This window comes from Pseudoalteromonas sp. CO325X (genome assembly GCF_004208955.1).
GTDB classification, from domain to species: Bacteria; Pseudomonadota; Gammaproteobacteria; order Enterobacterales; family Alteromonadaceae; genus Pseudoalteromonas; species Pseudoalteromonas ruthenica.
In genome coordinates, this window is sequence record NZ_SGPG01000032.1 from 41,783 (window position 1) to 61,642 (window position 19,860).

General features: G+C 47.5%; 20 protein-coding genes. 12 read left to right on the forward strand and 8 right to left on the reverse strand.

The window, feature by feature from the left end; translation table 11 throughout:
• Positions 1-47 precede the first annotated feature (47 nt).
• Complete coding sequence (locus EXT46_RS15745; RefSeq protein ID WP_130148443.1) at positions 48-359, reverse strand: BolA family protein; 312 nt, start codon at positions 357-359, stop codon at positions 48-50.
• Between the two features lie 35 nt (positions 360-394).
• Positions 395-1,006, reverse strand: coding sequence for an alpha-ketoglutarate-dependent dioxygenase AlkB (locus tag EXT46_RS15750; protein ID WP_235419385.1), 612 nt, complete (start codon positions 1,004-1,006; stop codon positions 395-397).
• Between the two features lie 59 nt (positions 1,007-1,065).
• On the opposite strand from EXT46_RS15750, the gene EXT46_RS15755 reads away from it, so the two are divergent.
• The 4 genes from EXT46_RS15755 to EXT46_RS15770 all read left to right on the forward strand — a co-directional run bounded on the left by EXT46_RS15755 (position 1,066) and on the right by EXT46_RS15770 (position 4,875).
• A complete protein-coding gene (locus EXT46_RS15755) occupies positions 1,066-2,190 on the forward strand; it encodes a methyltransferase (protein ID WP_045980499.1) in 1,125 nt (374 codons plus the stop codon).
• Between the two features lie 8 nt (positions 2,191-2,198).
• Positions 2,199-2,774, forward strand: coding sequence for a YajG family lipoprotein (locus tag EXT46_RS15760; protein WP_045980498.1), 576 nt, complete (start codon positions 2,199-2,201; stop codon positions 2,772-2,774).
• The gene (locus tag EXT46_RS15765) at positions 2,771-3,406 is read left to right on the forward strand and encodes a peptidylprolyl isomerase (protein WP_022944579.1); all 636 of its coding nucleotides are present in this window, start codon (positions 2,771-2,773) and stop codon (positions 3,404-3,406) included. The genes EXT46_RS15760 and EXT46_RS15765 overlap by 4 nt, the downstream gene beginning before the upstream one ends.
• Positions 3,407-3,468: 62 nt before the next feature.
• Positions 3,469-4,875: an MFS transporter gene (locus EXT46_RS15770; RefSeq protein WP_130148445.1), complete on the forward strand. Its 1,407-nt coding sequence runs from the start codon at positions 3,469-3,471 to the stop codon at positions 4,873-4,875.
• Positions 4,876-4,932: 57 nt separating this feature from the next.
• On the opposite strand, the gene EXT46_RS15775 is transcribed toward EXT46_RS15770, so the two are convergent.
• Positions 4,933-5,175, reverse strand: a complete 243-nt coding sequence (locus EXT46_RS15775; protein ID WP_022944581.1) for a helix-turn-helix transcriptional regulator — start codon at positions 5,173-5,175, stop codon at positions 4,933-4,935.
• Between the two features lie 303 nt (positions 5,176-5,478).
• On the opposite strand from EXT46_RS15775, the gene EXT46_RS19060 reads away from it, so the two are divergent.
• Positions 5,479-5,661, forward strand: a complete 183-nt coding sequence (locus EXT46_RS19060; protein WP_053910564.1) for a hypothetical protein — start codon at positions 5,479-5,481, stop codon at positions 5,659-5,661.
• Between the two features lie 63 nt (positions 5,662-5,724).
• Here EXT46_RS19060 and erpA read toward each other — a convergent pair whose 3' ends face one another.
• Positions 5,725-6,063 (reverse strand): iron-sulfur cluster insertion protein ErpA, encoded by a 339-nt coding sequence (gene erpA, locus EXT46_RS15785; protein ID WP_022944582.1) that lies wholly within the window; start codon positions 6,061-6,063, stop codon positions 5,725-5,727.
• Between the two features lie 230 nt (positions 6,064-6,293).
• On the opposite strand from erpA, the gene EXT46_RS15790 reads away from it, so the two are divergent.
• The 4 genes from EXT46_RS15790 to hemL all read left to right on the forward strand — a co-directional run bounded on the left by EXT46_RS15790 (position 6,294) and on the right by hemL (position 10,989).
• Positions 6,294-7,976, forward strand: coding sequence for a chloride channel protein (locus EXT46_RS15790; RefSeq protein ID WP_022944583.1), 1,683 nt, complete (start codon positions 6,294-6,296; stop codon positions 7,974-7,976).
• 12 nt (positions 7,977-7,988) lie between these two features.
• Positions 7,989-8,423 (forward strand): CopD family protein, encoded by a 435-nt coding sequence (locus EXT46_RS15795; RefSeq protein WP_022944584.1) that lies wholly within the window; start codon positions 7,989-7,991, stop codon positions 8,421-8,423.
• 126 nt (positions 8,424-8,549) lie between these two features.
• Positions 8,550-9,566 carry an aspartate carbamoyltransferase gene (locus EXT46_RS15800; RefSeq protein ID WP_045980495.1) on the forward strand — a complete coding sequence of 339 codons (1,017 nt, stop codon included), beginning with the start codon at positions 8,550-8,552 and terminating at the stop codon, positions 9,564-9,566.
• Positions 9,567-9,708: 142 nt separating this feature from the next.
• Positions 9,709-10,989, forward strand: a complete 1,281-nt coding sequence (hemL, locus tag EXT46_RS15805; RefSeq protein ID WP_130148447.1) for a glutamate-1-semialdehyde 2,1-aminomutase — start codon at positions 9,709-9,711, stop codon at positions 10,987-10,989.
• 86 nt (positions 10,990-11,075) lie between these two features.
• Here the strand turns inward: hemL and mrcB are convergent, their stop codons facing one another.
• The 4 genes from mrcB to EXT46_RS15825 all read right to left on the reverse strand — a co-directional run bounded on the left by mrcB (position 11,076) and on the right by EXT46_RS15825 (position 16,576).
• On the reverse strand, positions 11,076-13,286 hold the full coding sequence (gene mrcB, locus EXT46_RS15810; RefSeq protein ID WP_240701151.1) for a penicillin-binding protein 1B: 2,211 nt from the start codon (positions 13,284-13,286) through the stop codon (positions 11,076-11,078).
• A gap of 287 nt (positions 13,287-13,573) precedes the next feature.
• Positions 13,574-14,803 carry an ammonium transporter gene (locus EXT46_RS15815; RefSeq protein ID WP_130148451.1) on the reverse strand — a complete coding sequence of 410 codons (1,230 nt, stop codon included), beginning with the start codon at positions 14,801-14,803 and terminating at the stop codon, positions 13,574-13,576.
• 11 nt (positions 14,804-14,814) lie between these two features.
• Positions 14,815-15,153, reverse strand: a complete 339-nt coding sequence (locus tag EXT46_RS15820) for a P-II family nitrogen regulator (RefSeq protein WP_022944590.1) — start codon at positions 15,151-15,153, stop codon at positions 14,815-14,817.
• A 181-nt stretch (positions 15,154-15,334) separates the two neighbouring features.
• Positions 15,335-16,576 (reverse strand): response regulator, encoded by a 1,242-nt coding sequence (locus EXT46_RS15825; protein ID WP_053910571.1) that lies wholly within the window; start codon positions 16,574-16,576, stop codon positions 15,335-15,337.
• A 134-nt stretch (positions 16,577-16,710) separates the two neighbouring features.
• Between EXT46_RS15825 and EXT46_RS15830 the strand changes: the two genes are divergently transcribed.
• From EXT46_RS15830 to EXT46_RS15840, 3 genes are all read left to right on the forward strand, one after another.
• Complete coding sequence (locus tag EXT46_RS15830; RefSeq protein ID WP_165381144.1) at positions 16,711-17,589, forward strand: SDR family oxidoreductase; 879 nt, start codon at positions 16,711-16,713, stop codon at positions 17,587-17,589.
• 60 nt (positions 17,590-17,649) lie between these two features.
• Complete coding sequence (locus EXT46_RS15835) at positions 17,650-19,188, forward strand: carboxypeptidase (RefSeq protein WP_053910573.1); 1,539 nt, start codon at positions 17,650-17,652, stop codon at positions 19,186-19,188.
• A 120-nt stretch (positions 19,189-19,308) separates the two neighbouring features.
• Positions 19,309-19,860 carry a hypothetical protein gene (locus tag EXT46_RS15840; protein ID WP_130148455.1) on the forward strand — a complete coding sequence of 184 codons (552 nt, stop codon included), beginning with the start codon at positions 19,309-19,311 and terminating at the stop codon, positions 19,858-19,860.

Here is a 19,860-nt window from a genome sequence, read left to right on the forward strand (position 1 = left end):
CGCTAGTGTAACGACTAAAGTCTGTTACACAGGTCTGATGACTTTACTTAATCGAATTTGGAGCCACCTAAACAATTAGGAGACTGCGGAGCTTGCCCCTGTCGCTCACTGAACTCTTCAGGTGTGTAAGCATGAATCGCAAGGGCATGAATGTGTTCGCGCAACTCATCGGCCAACACCTCATTAATCGCGCGGTGGCGCTGTAATAAGCGTTGGCCGCTGAATTGCTCACTGACCACAGTGACTTTGAAATGAGAATCTTCACCTCGGGCGTGCATATGGCTTTCGTTTTCCACATGTAAATGCTTGCACGCAATGGCAGCAGCGAGTTTTTGCTCTATCTGAGTTTGCATAGACATAAATTACTGACTCGTCAGCGTAAACTGGAGCATTACTATAACAAAGAAGCGTCAATGTGGCGAAACGTTAAGTTAATGCGCCCTTGGGTCACTTTACGCTGCTTCGGTAGACTGTGCTCGAAGTGTTGCTGGCTTTGGCCTTTCATGATCAGCAAACTACCGTGACGCAAAGGCACATCTGTCACCACCCGCGAGTGCTTATGGCGTAACTTGAACTTACGCAGCGCTCCTAAGGATAACGATGCAATGGTCGGCTGCGCTCCAAGCTCAGGCTCATCGTCAGCATGCCACCCCATACTATCGAGACCGTTGCGATAATAATTAACCAGTACCGCATTAAATTTGCACCCTAGCTGATTATTGAGGCGCTCCCGCATGCGCGCCAAAGGTTCAGGCCAAGGCATAGGCGAAAACACTTGCTTTGAGTATTCATACGCGCTGTCTGGATCGCCGATATAGGCCTGTAAACGAGGTATAGGATGCCATTTACCGAAAACGTGTATGCTTGGCTGTTGCCAAGCCAAATTATCACGCAAATAATGATAGAGCTGGGTGGCCTTATCAGCACTCAGCGCCTGCAGCTGATAGTGAAACATGTCTGCTGGTAGCTCATCGGGCAACAGGTTGCCGGTATCAGTGTTAAACACCTTCGAATTCCCATCCATCGTGGTAAACTAGCGCTACTATCCGTTACACATTGACCGTTATGATAACATCCGCCCTACTCGGTGGCACCCACTACACCCTACACCGCTTTCCTCTGGAGCAAAAAAACCGTAGCCTACAGGCGTGGGATGCCGCCGACGAGTACTTAATTGATTATGTCAAAGAGCATCATCCCAGTGCAAAAAAGCTGCTTATATTAAATGACGACTTTGGTGCCCTCGCCTGCGCTTTGCATCAATTTGATATTAGTGCGCTCAGTGACTCGTACGTGGCCCACCAAGCTTGGCATTATAACCTGGCGCAAAATGCCTTAGATGAAAGTAATTTCACTGCACTTAGCAGCATGGATAAACTGGACGACTATGATTTAGTCATCGGCAGAATTCCTAAAAACAGTGGCTACCTGCAACATCAACTGGCCCAGTTATCACAGACATTAAGCCCAAACACGCCGGTGATCTTAGGGGGCAAAACTAAAGCTGTTCATACCTCAACAATCAATCTCGTATCGCGCTACATAGGCCCAGCAAGCACCACCTTGGCGGTGAAAAAAGCGCGGCTTATCACCGCCTCTATGCACAATAAAGCGCAACAAAGCCCTTTTCCTAAGAGTTGGTCGCTCGAAGGCACTCCTTACACCCTGCATAATCACGCTAATGTATTTTCCCGTGATTCGTTGGATATTGGCGCTCGCTTTTTCAGCAACTACCTACCGCAGTCCAAAAAAGCGCTGCGCATTGTAGATTTGGGCTGTGGCAATGGCGTCATTGGTCTACTTACTTTGGCTCAATGCCCACAAGCACAACTTACTTTCGTTGATGAATCATGCATGGCAGTGGCCTCGGCACGACTTAATGTTGAACAAAACCATGAACATGATTTGCACCGTTGCCAATTTGTGCAGTCAGATTGTTTAACAGGGTTTGCCGCTGCCAGCCAAGACCTGATCTTATGTAACCCGCCGTTTCATCAACAAAACGCGATTACCGACCATATTGCTTGGCAAATGTTTAATGACGCGAAAAAAGTATTGCGCCCCGGCGGCGAGCTTCGTATCGTAGGCAACCGACATTTACAATACCATGAGAAACTTAACCGTTTATTCGGTGGTCATAAGCTGCTGGGTTCGAATAAAAAGTTCGTCGTGTTAAGTGCAAAAAAATAGGTAGGATCATGAGCAACACAGTTATTCGTCTTTTTCTCTTGAGCGCTGCACTGGTTACTGTGAGCGGGTGCGCTAACCGCGCAGCCGAGGCTATTCTTGACCCACAATACCAAGGCGGTCAATATCATCAGTTTAATCAAACAGTATCACTGCAAGTGAATGACCAGCGTGCTAATAAAGCCACTGTGATAGTGAGCGATGGCGAGCATTCACAACAGCAGCTCACTCAGGGGCTTGATAGCAAGCTCACGCGGGTGTTTGAGCAAGGTCTACAACGTAATGGGGCTCAGGTCAGCGCCATGGGAGCCACCCATATCCGTATTGCTATTCATGATTTACACGCCCATGTTGAACAAAACACCGTCGATCATAACAGTACTGCGAAGATTGCCCTACAGGTGTTCGTGCAGCGTAATGGTAGTCAATTCAATAAAATGTATAATGGCCAAAGCCAGTTCAGCGGCCCATTTGGTTATGATCAAGCCAAAGTAGAAGCGCAGCTTAATAAGCAGATTGAGCAACTGGTAATTCGTATAATGAACGACCCTGAACTGAACAATTACATGCAAAAGGGAGCATCATGAACACTCGTTTTCTTGGCACACTTACCGCCGTATTCCTTACTTTCTTTATCAGCTTGCCCACACTCGCGGCTGTACAAGGTCAATTTGTGCAAAAGGACAACCTCTTCCCACGAGTAGAATTCGCCACCAGTGAAGGAAAGATTGTTGTTGAGCTGGACCGCTCACGAGCACCAATTACGGTCAATAATTTCCTGACATACGTACAAGACGGCAGTTATAAAGGGTCGGTGTTTCATCGGGTTGAACGCGACGAAGAAAACGACCGCGACTTTGTCATCCAAGGGGGTGGCTACGACAAGAATTATGACGGTCTGCATGAGAATGACCCTATTTTTAATGAAAGCGGCAGCGGCCTGGAAAACGATATGTATACCATTGCCATGGCTTACCAAGACCGCAAGCCGCATTCTGCAACGCGTCAGTTTTTCTTCAATATGGATAATAATGACCACCTAAACCCCGGCAGTGATTGGGGTTTTGCAGTGTTTGGCTCCGTCGTAGAGGGGTTTGAAACTTTAGATAAAATCATGCGTGTCGAGACCGACTACCAAGAGAAAATAGGCTATTCCTACGTTCCTAAACAACCGGTTATCATTTTCAATATTAAAGTACTCGAAGCGCAACCTTATTAGTTTTCAGCTATGGGCGGTCGTCACCGCCCGTATCCTCCCAAAATCTCAAGTAAGCCGTCATCATGAGCCATAACCCCGTATCACTTCAGACTTTTTTCAATTACTTTCGTGATCGCCGCTTACTCACTATTTTTATTTTTGGCATCAGCAGCGGCTTTCCTTGGGTGTTGATCGGCTCGGTGATGAGTGCGTGGCTTAAAGATGAGGGCTTAAGCCGCAGTATGATTGGCTTATTTGGCATGGTGTTTGGTGCCTACTCTATTAACTTCCTGTGGTCACCTTTGGTTGATCGGGTCAAAATTCCTTATGTGACTGCCTGGCTTGGGCAACGCCGAAGTTGGTTGCTTTGCTGTCAGTGCGTGATATTGCTGGGCACGCTGGCTATGACTTTTGTTGATATAGGCGCACAGCTGTATCTAGTAGCGCTGCTTGCCCTGGTAATTGCCACTGCTTCTGCCACTCAAGATATTGCAATTGATGCTTATCGTATTGATATTTTGGATGAAAATGAAAGTGAAAAGATGTCGGCAGCGGCGGCAATGGCAACCTGTGGTTGGTGGACAGGTTATGCTCTACTCGGTGCCATGCCTTTTTTCGCCGCTGATATCCCCGGTATTGAGTGGCCAGATGTCTACCTCGCATTGGCGCTGATAGTCGCCGCTCTCATTGCCTATGTGTTTGTTGCTAACGAACCACTGTCAAACCGTGAGCATGTTCATGAACAGTTGGAACATCAGTATCAGCAAAAGTTACAACAACATTCTAACGCTCTTCCTTTAGTATTGAAAAAAACCTTGGCTTGGTTAGGGGTCACCATCATCGAGCCGCTACGCAGCTTTTTTGCTAAAAATGGCGTGAAAACCGCTATTGCTCTGCTAGCGTTTATTTTCTTATTCAAAATTGGTGAGGCATTTTTAGCGCGAATGTCCATCGTTTTCTACAAAGAAGTGGGCTTTAGCAATTCCGATATTGCCACCTTTTCGAAACTCGGTACGGCGGTACTAACGATTATTTTCGCGTTCCTAGGGAGCTTATTCAATGCCCGCTTTGGTATTGTAAAAGGGCTATTTATCAGTGGCGTAGCAATGGCCGCATCTAATTTAATGTTTTCTTGGATAGCGGTTGCTGGCCCTAAGCTGCATTTATATGCGTTGGCCATTATTTTAGACGGTTTCACTCAAGCTTGGTCACTGGTTGCTATGGTTGCGTTTATTTCCATGCTGTGCGATCGCGCCTTCAGCGCTACGCACTACGCGCTGCTGGCTTCATTGGGCAACCTGGGGCGCACTTTGCTCTCTGGATACAGTGGTGTAGTGGTTGATGATTGGCTTCACGGCGACTGGTCCACGTTCTTTATACTGACTGCACTTATGGTGCTGCCATCACTACTATTTTTATATCTAATCAGAAAACGGTTATACCAGCTTGAACAACAGTATCATGCACGTTCAGCGAAGGTTAAAGAATAATTGGTAGGGTATAGGAAGAAGAACCTAGAGCCCTTCCTGGGCTCTGGTTTATCGGTATTACGCTTGTTCTTGAAGTAGTGACAGACCTTCATAAGGGTCAACTTCAAGGGCGTCGCAATAACGCATGAACTCAATAACATCTAAACGACGTTCTTGGTTTTCTATTTTACCGATAAAAGAGTGCGGCGTGCCCAAAACTTGAGCCAAGCTGCGCATAGTGTGGCCTTTTTCATGGCGTTTGTCTTTTAGCCACTTTGTTAGTCTTCCGTTTTCTTCGGAAGAAACGGTTTTACCCATCATAATTACATCTCCTACTAGATGAATTGCTATACATATCACGGTTGATAAATAGGATTGAATGAAATTTGCCCGTCTCATTCACGCGGTATTAAACCACATGTCCTATTTTAGGTATAGTTTATATACAAAAATTTACCTAATTCCGGCGCGAGAATTTTCACTGCAATTTTCGCAATGAATCACGCACTAGAGTTTAACAAGATATTAATTAATTTCACTCATAAAATCGATAGTTTATTTTTACCTTTAGCGTTAGGTACTTATAAGCTAATATGAAGGAAAACAGGGAATTTAGGGGAAAAAATGCTCAGATTGCTCTTTATCTTGCCAATTCTTTTGTGTTTATTGTGGTGGCTTTTTCTCCATTACAACCGTATACCGCTAAAACAAGGTCGTAAAGGATTTGTGTATATTGTTGCTTTGTCCACCTTAGTTTTAGGTTTCTTCACTTTGATGCTGTTTGTTACCAATACTCCGCTAGAATAACGTTCAACCACAAAAAATGCCGCGAATGCGGCATTTTTTTCAATTTCTGATTCAACCTAAAGCTTAAACGCTAAAACTAGCACCACAGCCACAGGTTGTAGTGGCATTCGGGTTATTCACAAAAAAGCGTGAACCCTCAAGCCCTTCGGTATAATCGACTTCACCGTCAACCAGATATTGAATACTCATTGGGTCGACCACTAAGGTCACACCATTCTTTTCTATCTGCATGTCGCCTGGATTGGCCTGCTCCGCAAACGTGAAGCCATACTGAAAGCCTGAACAGCCGCCACCAGTGACATAAACGCGCAGCATCAATGAAGGATTCTCTTCCTCTTCAATAAGCTGCTTTACACGCGCAGCAGCGGCATCACTGAATTTAATTGGTAATTGCTCGGACATACTCTTTCTCTCACTGCTCATTTACTGCGAATTATCTAATACCCGACTAAGTTAATCAAGTATTGCCGCGCGAAAGCATCATAACATGGCTCATGTGCGACGCTAGTGCGACCAGCAACATTAGTCTGCCATCATTGCTCTGACAAAGTGTGACGTTAAACAAGGATTTATATATAAACCTTTGGTAGACTTAAGCGCACTCCATAGTCATTAAGAACAAAGGAATAGGTATGCAACTAGAGGCGCTAAGACGACGCCTTGCTCGCCCTAAAACCTCAATCCAGCTTTGCCTTCTCGGTATTGCCGCAGGTTTGATTGCAGCGGGATTAATTATTCTATTTCGTTTGACTATTGTGTTAGTACAAAACATCTTTCTAGATAATTTTGATGACTTTACCACCTTATCGGCATTAGAACGGTTTTTACTGCCTGTTGGCGCAGCCTGTATTATCGCACTGTTTGCCTACCTTACTGGCTTTAAGCACTACCGACTTGGTATTCCCTTTGTTATTCACCGTATGAAAATGCACTACGGACAAATGCCTTTTTATAACACAGTAAACCAGTTCTTTGGCGGTGCTCTAGCATTGATTAGTGGTTTTTCGGTAGGTCGTGAAGGCCCCTCCGTTCATATGGGCGCAACAGGCGCAAGCATGCTTGCTAACCAGCTCCACCTGCCCTATAACGCCATGCGGACACTTAGCGGTTGTGGTGTAGCCGCAGGGATTGCAGCCTCCTTTAACACCCCTTTAGCAGCCGTAATTTTCGTTATGGAAGTGGTCCTCCGTGAATACAAAGTGCATATCTTTGTTCCTATTATGCTCGCCGCCGTTACCGGGGCTTTAGCTACTCAGTTTGTTTTTGGTGATGACATAGAGTTGGCGCTCATCAGCGTTACTCCACTGAGCTTTTGGCATTATCCCTACTTAGTCATTTGCGGCATGACCTTAGGCGCCATCGCCTATGCCTTTAACAAAAATCTGATGCTCATTATTCGCACCTTTAAACCCTTATCAATGCTGCCGCGATTGATTATTGCCGGCATTATTGCCGGCGGCATCGGTTACCTAGTCCCGCAAGCAATGGGCTCGGGAATGAGCGCCATTACTATCGCTACTCATTCACCGGATAATGTACAACTGCTGCTGACCATATTGATCGCTAAACTACTGGCAACGTTGTTTGCCATCGGCTTAGGTATACCTGGCGGCCTGATTGGCCCGGTTATTGGTTTGGGAGTTATTATGGGCACCTTAATGTCATTTTTCGCCCACCTTGTTGCCCCCGGCACCGACGTTGCTGGCACCTATGGTGTATTAGGCATGGCCGGATTACTTGCCGCGACTCTGCATGCACCACTGGCGTCGCTGACAGCGGTGATGGAGCTCACTTCCAGTCCGCAAATTATTGTGCCAGCGATGTTAGTGATTGTGACCGCTTACGTCACCGCCTTACAAGTGTTTGGCAACCGCTCTATTTTCCTCCAACAACTCGACTTTCAGGGGCTGACCTACCAAGTATCTCCAGCCACGGAGGCACTGCAAAAAGTCGGCATCATGGCAGAGATGAATGAAGACTTTAAGCTGCTATACGCCGAGGACAAAGAGCAAATCAAAGAGTCTTTGGATAATCTCGACGGACAAACGCCGCTGATTGTTTATGATGAAGAAAATGGCTACCGACTCGCGGAATATGATCTTAATTTAATGTCTGAGGAAAATATCAATATCCGCTACGTTACGCTCGAAGGGGTGAGCTCACAGGCCACCCTATCAGATGCCTTCGATGTGCTCAAAGACAAGCGTAGCGGCGCCGTGTATGTGTATGATATGCACGATCATAAAGAAATTCTGGGAATTATGCGCTGGGATCAAATCCGCCACATTCTCACTATTCGTAATGCCTTACTCTAACTGGGAAGTACAATGTCACTGATTTTGGTATATAAAGCTCTACACCTATTTTTCATGGTTGCCTGGTTCGCTGGTATTTTTTATTTACCACGCTTGTTTGTTTATCACGCGCTCAACGAAGAGAAATCATGCAGCTCTATGCTAAAAGTTATGGAGCGCCGGTTACTCCTGTTCGTTACCCCGTTTGCGATTTTAACTGCGGTGTTTGGGGTACTGATGATCGTCGAGTATGGCCGCGAGTGGTTTCGCGCTAGCATGTGGCTGCACTACAAACTCACTTTAGTGCTTATTTTGTACGCCTATCATGGCTACTGTTTTAAGCTATTAAGTGATTTTAAACACGACAAAAACACCCGTAGTGACCGGTTTTATCGTATTTTCAATGAACTTCCCGTATTAGTACTGCTGGCAATCATCTTTTTGGCAGTATTAAAACCGGCACTCTAAAAATTAGAAAAAATCTGCTATAGTGCGCCTCCAAACGCGGTGGCGTACTTGCGGCTTACACTCGATGGCGGTGTTAGCCCCAACGTACCCTCATACTGTCTCACTTTATTGTTTGGGAAGACCTCCATGCTACGCTTCTTAGGTGAAAACATTCTGTCTGTAAATCAACTTGATAGAGAAAGTATCGAGCATATATTTGCAGTGGCTAAACGGATGGAACCTTATGCCAAAAAACAAAAACGCACAAAAGTGCTCGAAGGGGCGATTCTTGCGAATCTATTTTTTGAGCCTAGCACCCGTACACGGGTCAGCTTTGGCACCGCCTTTAACTTGCTAGGCGGATTAGTGCGCGAGACAACAGGCATGCAAAGCTCCGCTTTGGCCAAAGGGGAATCCCTCTACGATACCGCACGCGTCATCTCTGCTTATGCCGATGCTGTCGCTATGCGCCACCCCGATGCCGGCTCCGTGGCCGAGTTTGCCACCGGCTGTAGCGTCCCTGTACTTAATGGCGGTGATGGCCCCAACGAGCATCCCACTCAAGCACTACTCGACTTGTTAACCATCGATCGCGAGTTAAACCGCTTTGGCCAAAAAATTGATGGCATGCATATCGCTCTAGTCGGCGACCTAAAATATGGCCGTACCGTGCATTCGTTATCCAAGTTGCTATGTCATTATAAAGACGTGCGCTTTACCATGGTTGCCCCGGATGGCTTGCAAATGCCACAAACCATTCTAGACAGCGTCAGCGATGCCGGCCACCGCATTGTCCTTGCCGATAAAATGGAAGGTAATCTGGCCGCTGATATCGTCTACCAAACTCGCATTCAAGAAGAGCGCTTTCCAAGCCAAGAAGAAGCCAATAAATACCGTGGTGGTTTTCGTATTTCCCAGTCCATCTACAACGCCCATTGCAAGCCCAGTTCAGTGCTGATGCACCCGTTGCCACGTGATAGTCGCAGCGATGCCAATGAATTAGATAATGATTTAAATGCCAATGATAATTTAGCGATTTTCCGCCAAGTTCAAAATGGTGTGTTAATTCGTATGGCGCTGTTTGCATTAACCCTTGGGGTCGAGAACCAAGTAGAAAAGTATGAAACCACAGTACCGTGGTTCAGCCGTAAACGTGAAGACTAAAACCAACGTGTATGCATATCGCTGAGGGGCCCTGCCCCGCCTGGATACGCAGTTAAACTTACACAGGCTCAGATTCGTAAATATGCCAAGTGAGCTGCTACACACTTAAAAGGTCAACTGACCCGAATTTATAGGAAGCATTATGAGCAAAAGCCAAGACTTATATTCCCGCGCCCAAGCCTCTATTCCCGGTGGCGTTAATTCTCCCGTACGTGCTTTCAATGGTGTAGGTGGTACGCCATTGTTTATCACTCATGCCGAAGGTGCATACACCTATGATGCCGATGGCAAAAAATACATCGACTATGTGGGCTCTTGGGGACCGATGATTTTAGGCCACAACCACCCTGAAATTAAACAAGCAGTACATCAAGCGGTAGAGTGCGGCTTGAGCTATGGCGCACCTACCGAAGCCGAAATTGATATGGCTGAGAAAGTAAAAGAATTAGTGCCTTCCATTGATTCGGTGCGCATGGTTAACTCTGGTACAGAAGCCACCATGAGCGCGATTCGTTTGGCGCGTGGTTACACCGGCCGCGATAAGATTCTAAAGTTTGAAGGCTGCTATCACGGCCACGCCGACTCTCTGCTGGTTAAAGCAGGCTCTGGGGCATTAACCATGGGTGTGCCAAACTCGCCAGGGATCCCAGAAGATTTTGCCAAACACACCCTCACTGTGTCGTTCAATAACCTTGACGAAGTGAAGGCTATTTTTGCCGAGTATCCACAAGACATCGCCTGTATTATTATCGAGCCGGTGGCTGGCAATATGAATTGCATTCCACCGCAACCTGGCTTTTTAGAGGGCCTGCGTGAAATTTGCGATGAACACGGCAGCGTCCTGATCTTCGATGAAGTAATGACCGGCTTTCGCGTTGCACTAGGCGGTGCTCAAGCTTATTACAATATTACCCCTGACCTGACCTGTTTAGGTAAAGTGATCGGCGGCGGCATGCCGGTGGGCGCTTTTGGCGGTAAACAAGCAATTATGGACTATATCGCGCCAGTTGGGCCTGTTTATCAAGCCGGTACTCTCTCTGGGAACCCCATCGCCATGGCTGCTGGCTTAAAAGCCTTGCAGCTGCTCAGCGAGCCAGGTTTACATGAGCAGCTGGAAGCGAAGAGTAAGGCGCTGTGTAGCGGTTTCCAAGCGGCCGCTGACAAAGCAGGGATCGCCCTAACAACTAACTATGCAGGCGGTATGTTTGGCTTTTTCTTTACCGACGCCGAGCAGGTAAGCAGCTACCAGCAAGCTACCGAATGTGACCTTGAGCGTTTTAAGCGCTTTTTTCACCTAATGCTAGAAGAGGGGGTGTACCTCGCTCCATCAGCGTTTGAGGCTGGGTTTGTATGCGCCGCTCATGGCGATGAGCAAATAGAAACAACGATTGCCGCCGCTGAGCGTGCATTTGCAAAGCTATAAGGCGGTGAAGCCATAAACCCATGGTTCATTAGCTGACAAAAAGCCGCCCTTGAGGCGGCTTTTTAATGCATATCGATTAACGGCTTTTACTGCCGACACGGAGGGCGTGGATTAAACTCGCGCTCGCGCACTGGTAGCTGGATAACCTTGCCACAACCAGGAGGCGCTTGCTCACCGGTGGCCTCGTTAACGAAAGCCCAACGAATACCTTCAGGGCGAGTATCGGCGATAGATTGAGGGTTGAGCTGACGCAGATAACGAATATAGAGTTCCAATGCTCCCACCGAACCGGTTAATCCGGTACTTTGGTTGTCATCTCGGCCCACCCAAGCAACAGTGACGGTACTTTGGTCAAACCCAGCGTACCAGCTATCACGTAAGTTGTTACTGGTGCCTGTTTTGCCAGCCAATTGAATCGTTGGGAAGTGTTTATTTAAACGCTTACCCGTGCCATCTTTAGTCACCCGTTTCATACCATACTTGGTCATATAAATCGCATCTTTAGCAAAACGTTGCTGCGGGGCAAACTGATGGCGATACAGCACTCGGCCACTGTTATCAGTCAATGCCGAAATACTGCTTAGCTGGCCATAAGCGCCATCATTCGCCAATGTGGTGTACATTTGCGCCACTTCAAAGCTCGATAGCTCCAATGCCCCCAACAGCAGCGATGGATATTGATTGATACGCGACTGCACACCCAACCCCTGTAAAGTATTGGCAACCTTGTCGACGCCCACGTCTAACCCTAAATTGACCGCTGGAATATTAATACTTTGACTAAAGGCACGGTATAAAGGCAACATTCCTCGGTGTTGATGGTCGAAGTTGTCAGGTTGCCAAACCTCACCTTGCTCGTCAGTCACCTCCAGTGGCCTGTCATCCAACAAAGTCCCTAAGTTATATTGTGGTAACTGCAAGGCTGTTAAATACACCGCAGGTTTCACCAAAGAGCCGATATTCCGTTTAGTATCCAGTACCCGGTTAAAACCGGAATAACGGACATCGCGTCCAGCAACCAAGGCAGATACGCCCCCTACTTCACGATTAACTGACAGCATCGCCGCTTCCAACTGCTGTGTTTTCGGGCGCCGTTCTAAATAGGGGAGCGACTTTTCAATTGACGCTTCCATCGCTTCTTGTTTTTGTAAATCAAGGTATGTAAATACCCGCACTCCAGCATCCAATGTGGCTTTATTGGGAAGTAGCTCTTTGAGCTCACGATTAACCAGCTCTAAATAGCCTGGGTAGGTTTTATTAATATCACGACGCATCGCGACGATATCCAGAGGCCGTTTTAGGGCCCGACGATATTCGTTGGTTGTTAGCAAACCATTTTCGGCCATTAACCGCAGTACAAGGTCGCGTCGCTCCATGGCGCGCTCTTCATAACGTCGCGGATTATAGTACGACGGCCCCTTCACCAAAGCGACCAGTAGCGCAATTTGGTCAAACTCCAGCTCATCAACAGGCTTGGAAAAGTAAAACTCCGATGCCAGCCCCATACCATGCACGCCTTTAGTGTATGACTGACCTAGGTAAACCTCATTAAGGTAGGCCTCGAGTATGGCATCTTTGGAATAGCGGTAATCCAAGATCAGCGCGATTAACGCCTCGTTGATCTTGCGGACTAAAGTGCGCTCTCGCGATAAGTAAAAGTTCTTCGCAAGCTGCTGTGTTAACGTGCTGCCACCTTGTACCGTGCGCCCAGCTCGAATATTGGCATACAAGGCGCGCATAATTGACCAAAGCGAAACGCCATGATGCTGATAAAAGTCCTGATCCTCCACCACTAGCAAGGTCTCTTTTAATAATGATGGGAACTTATCTAGGGGCAAAAATTCTCGGTCTTGGGTTTTGTCATTACCGATACGAGCTATTTGCACCGGCTCCAGTCGCGCACGCTCTAAGCGCTGGCCTATATTGTTTTGTACGCTGGCCAAGCGGTCACCTTTAAAACGCAGCTCAATAATATGTGCTTGCTCTGCGCCATCGGCAAACTCAAAAGCACGACGATAAATGCGTAGCCGAGTTCGACTTTGCTCATATTGCCCAGTATGAGCAAGCTTAGTCACTTGCGTGTAGTTTAGGCGTTGCAGCTCCCACTCTACTTCCTCTAGAGATAGGTATTGCCCAGGATAAAAGTTCATTGCCCGGGCGTATACCTGCGCAGGTAACTGCCACTTATTGCCCTCAAACTGCCTGGTTACTTTGACATCGAGATAAATCATGTACAAAGCCACACTAATGAATGTGACTAAAGCCAGCTTCCAGGCAATGGAAAATAATCGCTTCATAACCCGCTTAAAGGTTGATGATGGCTGCTTAGAGGCTGCTTTTTTGGAATTGGACTTCTTTTTGCTGGGAGATTTTTTCGACGCCATGTATGTGCAAATGCTAGCTAGGGTGAAATTGTTGAGAAGCTTAGCATACTCGTGATTGAAATTAACCGCCCACGAGCATGCCAAGCAGGGTGCGAGTGAACTCTAGCGTGGTAAAACTTAACTGTGACTGACTTATGCAGCAGCAAATAAGCATAAAAAACGCCAGCACTGGGGCTGGCGTTCTATGAGAACGGGTGAGCTTAACTAGAACGTACAGACACAAACTCCGGATAAGCATCAATACCGCAATCGTGCTGGTCCATACCGTTGAGCTCTTCTTCCTCGCCGACACGAATGCCGATGGTTTTCTTCAAAATGGCCCAAACAATAAATGACGCTACGAACATGAAGCCAAAGATACACAATAAACCAATTAACTGCGTGGCATAGCTGGCGTCAGCGTTCGACAAGGGCACTAACATTAAGCCAATAGCACCGCACACCCCATGCACTGAGATAGCACCCACCGGGTCATCAATACGCGCCTTATCCAAAGCGACAATGCTAAAGACAACGGCAATGCCCCCTATCGCGCCAAGTAAAATAGCCAGCAAGGGGGAAGGGGACGCCGGCTCAGCGGTGACCACCACCAGCCCAGCAAGAGCACCATTTAATACCATCGTTAAATCGGCTTTACCCCAATAAGTTTTGCACACAAGTAAGGAAGCCACGGCACCGGCTGCTGCGGCAGCATTGGTGTTGAGCATGATTTTACCCACTGCGGTGGCATTCTCAGCATCGCTAATAAATAACTGCGAGCCGCCATTGAAACCAAACCAGCCCATCCACAAAATAAAGGTGCCCAGTGTTGCCAGTGGCAAGTTAGAACCAGGAATGGGGTAAATTTCACCGTTTTTACCGTATTTACCTCGGCGCGCACCGAGCAGTAACACACCGGCCAACGCTGCTGATGCACCCGCGCCGTGCACAATGCCTGAGCCGGCAAAATCAATAAAGCCCATTTCCGATAAAAAGCCTCCACCCCATGTCCAGTAGCCTTCAAGTGGGTATAGCACCCCAGTGAGAGCAACACAGAAGATTAAGAATGCCCACAGCTTCATACGCTCCGCGACAGCGCCAGAGACAATAGACATGGCGGTGGCAACAAAGACAACTTGGAAGAAAAAGTCAGACTCTAGCGCATGATCGGCATCACTGGCTTGGGTGCCTATCAAGGCTCCAAAGCTAGGTATAAAGCCGCCCTCAGCGTTATCCACGTACATGATATTATACCCAATCAGCAAGTACATGGTGCAAGCGATAGCATATAAAGCGATGTTTTTCGTTAGGATCTCGGTGGTGTTTTTAGAGCGCACGAGCCCTGCTTCGAGCATGGCAAAGCCTGCTGCCATCCACATCACCAGCACCCCGGAGATTAAAAAGTAAAAGGTATTGAGTGAAAACTGTAATTCTACAACCGTATTTTCCATGATGGCTCCCCTTAAATCGCTTCTTCGTCGAGCTCACCCGTACGGATGCGCACAATTTGGTCAAGGTCATAAACGAAAATCTTACCGTCGCCAATTTTGCCAGTGGAGGCCACCTGGGTGATGAGTTCAACCACTCTGTCGACGTTGTCGCTCAAGGTTGCGATTTCGATTTTAATTTTGGGAATAAAGTCCACCTGGTATTCGGCGCCGCGATAGAGTTCGGTGTGTCCGCGTTGCCGGCCAAAGCCTTTAACATCAACCACAGTCATCCCCTCTATACCCAGCTCCGCCAAGGCTTCGCGTACTTCATCAAGTTTAAATGGCTTGATGATGGCGCTGATCATTTTCATACGGCCCCCTTAGGCAATATTCATTATTATTGTCTAAGGACCAATCCAACCTTTATGCCAGTTTAAATTCCCTTTATTTAACAGCACATTAACTTATCAGGGCATAAAAAAACGCACCATTGTGGTGCGTTTATCAGTCGCTCTGACCAAAGTTGTGCGTTAACTCATCACAGCGATGATGTTATTCACATACCAGCTGACATTTACCTTGCGCCTTAGCGCGATAAAGGGCTTTATCAGCAGCACTTAAGCAGGCATCGAAGTCATGATGATTCATCGCTGCTAAGCCAATGCTGACACTTAGTGTATGCGTGCTATCGATTAGCTCTATTGGCTCATCGCGCAGCGAGTCGTTTACATTTTCCAGCTGCTGCTGCAATTGTGCACTGTCGTGACAATGTGCCAACACGGCGAACTCTTCACCACCAAACCGCGCAACGATATGCTCATCAAGGTGCTGCTGTAGTCGCTGGGCAAGCTGTCGAAGCGCGCTGTCTCCGGCTTGGTGACCATACTGGTCGTTGATCTGTTTGAAGTTATCGGCGTCGATAAGCGCCACCGTGACAGCGTGTTTATCTTTTGCAAATAGGCGCCGACCATGTTCTTGTAAATAGCGACGATTAAACATGCCGGTGAGGTAATCACGCTCTGCCGTGGCTTTAATTTGTTCGATTAAATGCAGCTGCTCTACCGTTTGCAGCACGCGACAATGAAACTCTTCATTCATAAACGGCTTGGTCAAAAAGTCATTGGCGCCGTATTTGATAAACTTCGCCGATAAACCATTGTTGCCCGCGCCGGAAATACCAATAATGGCCAAATCATCACGGCCTCGGTGGTTACGCACCGCTCGCACTAATTCGAAGCCGTCCATTTTCGGCATAGCATAATCACATAGCAGCAGCTTGATACTGGTGTCTTCACGCAATATCGCCAGCGCTTGTTCACCGTCTTCAGCCTCTATAACATGATAAAGCTGACGTTGTAGTAACTGCTTAAGTACTTGTCGGCTTAATTGCGAATCATCAGCCACCAGCACGGGTAGACCTTTATTACGCAGTAGCTGCGTTAATAGACGCACGGCATAAAGGTAGGAGTCACGGTTATCTTTAATAACATAATCAACCACGCCGAGTTCCAGCATCTGTTGGCGCTGAGACTCGTCCATACTCGAGGTTAAAATGACTGAAGCGACATTATGTTCAATCGTAAGGCGAGCAGCATCGCCGCTGGCACAGTCTGGCAAGGTCATGTCAACCAATGCCAAATCATATGTGTGCTGCTCAAGCAGCTCTTGAGCTTGCTCATAATTCCAAGCAAAATCAACGTGCTTAATAAATTCACGGGCAAATTTTTGCGTTAGCAAATGGCGCAATACTTGCTGTACAACTTTACTATCTTCAACAATCAATACTCGGGCCATCGCCAACTCCAAGGTGAATATCTTTCATTAAGCGGACCAAATTTAACCACACTTTGGCATTAAAGGACATCTTTGACTTTATAAACTTGTGTCGCTAGGGTGAGTTCCACCAATAGATGACCTTCGTTGTTATTATGTCTACTATCATGCTATCCGGCGCTACCGGGTTACTCGGTCGTGCGCTTTATCAGCGTCTTGCGCCACATCACCAAGTGATTGGGTTAGGTTTTTCCCGAGCTCAGCCACCCCTTGTTAAAGTCGACCTGACCGATACCGAGGCATTGTCCGCGCTTTTTTCAAAGCATCGCCCCGAGGTGTTTATTCATGCAGCCGCTGAGCGCAACCCAGACCAATTTGATACCGACCCACAACGCAGCATACAACTGAACTGTGATGTTACCGAACGTATCGCCCAGTTATGCACCGAGTACCAATGCCGACTCATATTTATTAGTACTGATTACGTATTTGATGGCCAGCACCCGCCCTATGAAGAAGGCGCTGCCGTCAACCCACTGAACCTCTATGGTGAATCCAAAGCGCGTAGTGAAACACTATTACAAGCAAACTACCCCGATGCAGCCATCGTTCGTATCCCGGTACTTTACGGTGAAGTTTCTCACTTAAAAGAATCGGCTGTGACCACCATTGCGGCACAACTAAAAGCCGGACAACGGCAGTTTGACGATGAGGCGCAGCGCTTGCCAACAGATGTTAACGATATTGCCGATGTGCTCAGTAATGCGCTGCATATGATGAACAACGACCTAAGCGGTATATTCCATATCAGTGCCAGCGAAAAGCTCACTAAACTGGCAATGGCCCAAGCCATGGCACCGCTATTACATATTGACCCTAATAGCCTCAGTGCTGCCAGTGTGGATAGCAGCGCCGCACCACGGCCCAAGGATTGTCAATTGCGAGATACTCGACTGGCGCCGATGGGACTGGCCATTGATAGTGGTTTTAGTGCCCGTATTGCCACAGTGATTGCTCCCCACTTGTCGCATTAACTTGTACTTGTCACTTTGAACTCCTTTAATGGAGAAAACTACAGGAACTAAGGGTGAATCATGTTCGCAACACAATTAAAGGCGTTGAGCCTAACTCTTGCAGTGGCACTGTCGCCACTGGCTGTTGCCGAGGTCGATCAGCACGACGCCTCACAGCACAGCCGCCAAATTGATATCGATAGTAAAGTTATTACCGAGCACAAAGCGCGCATCAATGGCGATCGCTTATCGTACACCGCCGAGACGGGCACGCAGCCGGTGTGGGACGACCAAGGCCATGCTGTGGCTACACTGCACTATACCTACTATAAGCGTGATGGTGTTGATGATGACACCCAGCGTCCGCTGCTTATTTCATTCAATGGTGGACCTGGCTCGGCGTCGGTGTGGATGCACCTAGCTTATACCGGTCCCAAGGTATTAAAAATTGATGACGAGGGTTACCCAGTCCAACCCTACGGTGTTAAAGAAAACCCCTACTCGGTGCTAGATGTAGCGGATATTGTCTATGTAAACCCAGTTAACACCGGGTACTCTCGCGTACTGCCGGACGCTGATGGCAAAATGCCTAGCCGCGACAAGCAAAAGGATATGTTCTTTGGCGTTAACGCCGATATTCAATATTTAGCTGAGTGGCTCAATACCTTTGTACACCGTCATAATCGCTGGCGCTCGCCCAAATTCCTAATTGGTGAAAGCTATGGCACCACCCGAGTGTCAGGTTTGGCGTTAGAGTTACAAAACAGCCAATGGATGTACCTCAACGGTGTGGTGCTGGTATCACCTACGGAGATCGGTATCAAACGCGAAGGCCCCGTGGAAGCCGCTAACCGTCTGCCCTACTTCGCTGCCACAGCGTGGTATCATAAGGCGCTAGATGAGCAGTACCAAAACATGGACCTCGAGCCGTTTTTAAGCGAAGTAGAAACCTTCACTGTCAATGAGCTGATCCCTGCGCTGGCCAAAGGTGGCTTTATCTCTGACGATGAAAAACGTCGCATCGTTACACAAATGGCCCGCTATGCAGGTGTCTCTGAAACCTATATTGAGCGCAACAACCTCGATGTGCCCACCATGTCTTTTTGGAAAGAGCTATTACGTGAGCGCGGGCAAACAGTGGGACGTTTGGACTCTCGTTATTTAGGTATTGATAAGCGTGACACCGGCGAGCGTCCAGATTACTGGGCGGAACTGACTTCTTGGTTGCACTCGTTCACACCGGCTATCAACTACTACCTTAGTGAAGAGCTAAATTACAAAACCGATGTGAAATACAACATGTTTGGCTCGGTGCATCCTTGGGACCGTAGCAATAACAACACTGGTGAAAACCTACGCTTGGCGATGGCACAAAACCCCTACCTCAATGTGCTAATCCAATCAGGCTACTACGATGGTGCAACCAACTATTTTGATGCCAAGTACACAATGTGGCAGCTAGACCCAAGCGGTAAAATGAAAGAACGCTTGAGTTTTAAAGGCTACCGCAGTGGTCATATGATGTATTTACGTCGAGCTGATTTAGAAAGCTCAAACAACGATTTGCGCGAGTTCATTTTGAACGCTCTGCCAGAACAAGGAGCAGCGGCTAAATACTAAGCCGGGTACTCACTGTATCTATTAAAGCCCACCCAATGGTGGGCTTTTTCTTTTTAAAAAAAAGGATTTATACTCACAACTACACAATCGTTGTAGCTGTATCAGCACAGCAGGATATCTATGAGTGAACAATATAGGTTAGTATTCGCCAGCCTCGATGAGGGTCTTGAGCAAACCGAAGTCGCACATGCGTTGCAGCAGAAACTCAAACTGTCACCCAAGCAGGCGCAAGCGTTTTTTACTGGGCGTAGTATCTTTGCTCCCAGTGATAAAGCCAAAGCATTAAAACAAGCTAAGGTGTTGGCTTCGTTAGGCATTCGTACACGACTGCAAAGCATGCAAAGTACGGCCAATGAGACCGCGAATACGGCATCGGCCGCGGCTAGAGACGAGCAAATTTTGGCGGCCCTTGATTATATTACCAGTAGCCTTATTCGCCTTGAGGAACGTCTTGATGATATGGATAACCGCCTCAATGATCAGCTGCAGCAAAATTCTAGCAATGAAGTGAATGATGATTTTGCCGTTGATCTCAGCCTCGACGAGGAGCTCGAGCTGGCGCCTCAGCCAAGTCGCAAACGTTGGCCTTTATTTACCTTAATCGCGCTGATTGTGCTTCTGCTTGGTGTGCTCGCGTTGGCTTTCATCTACCCCGAATTACTGACTTTTTAA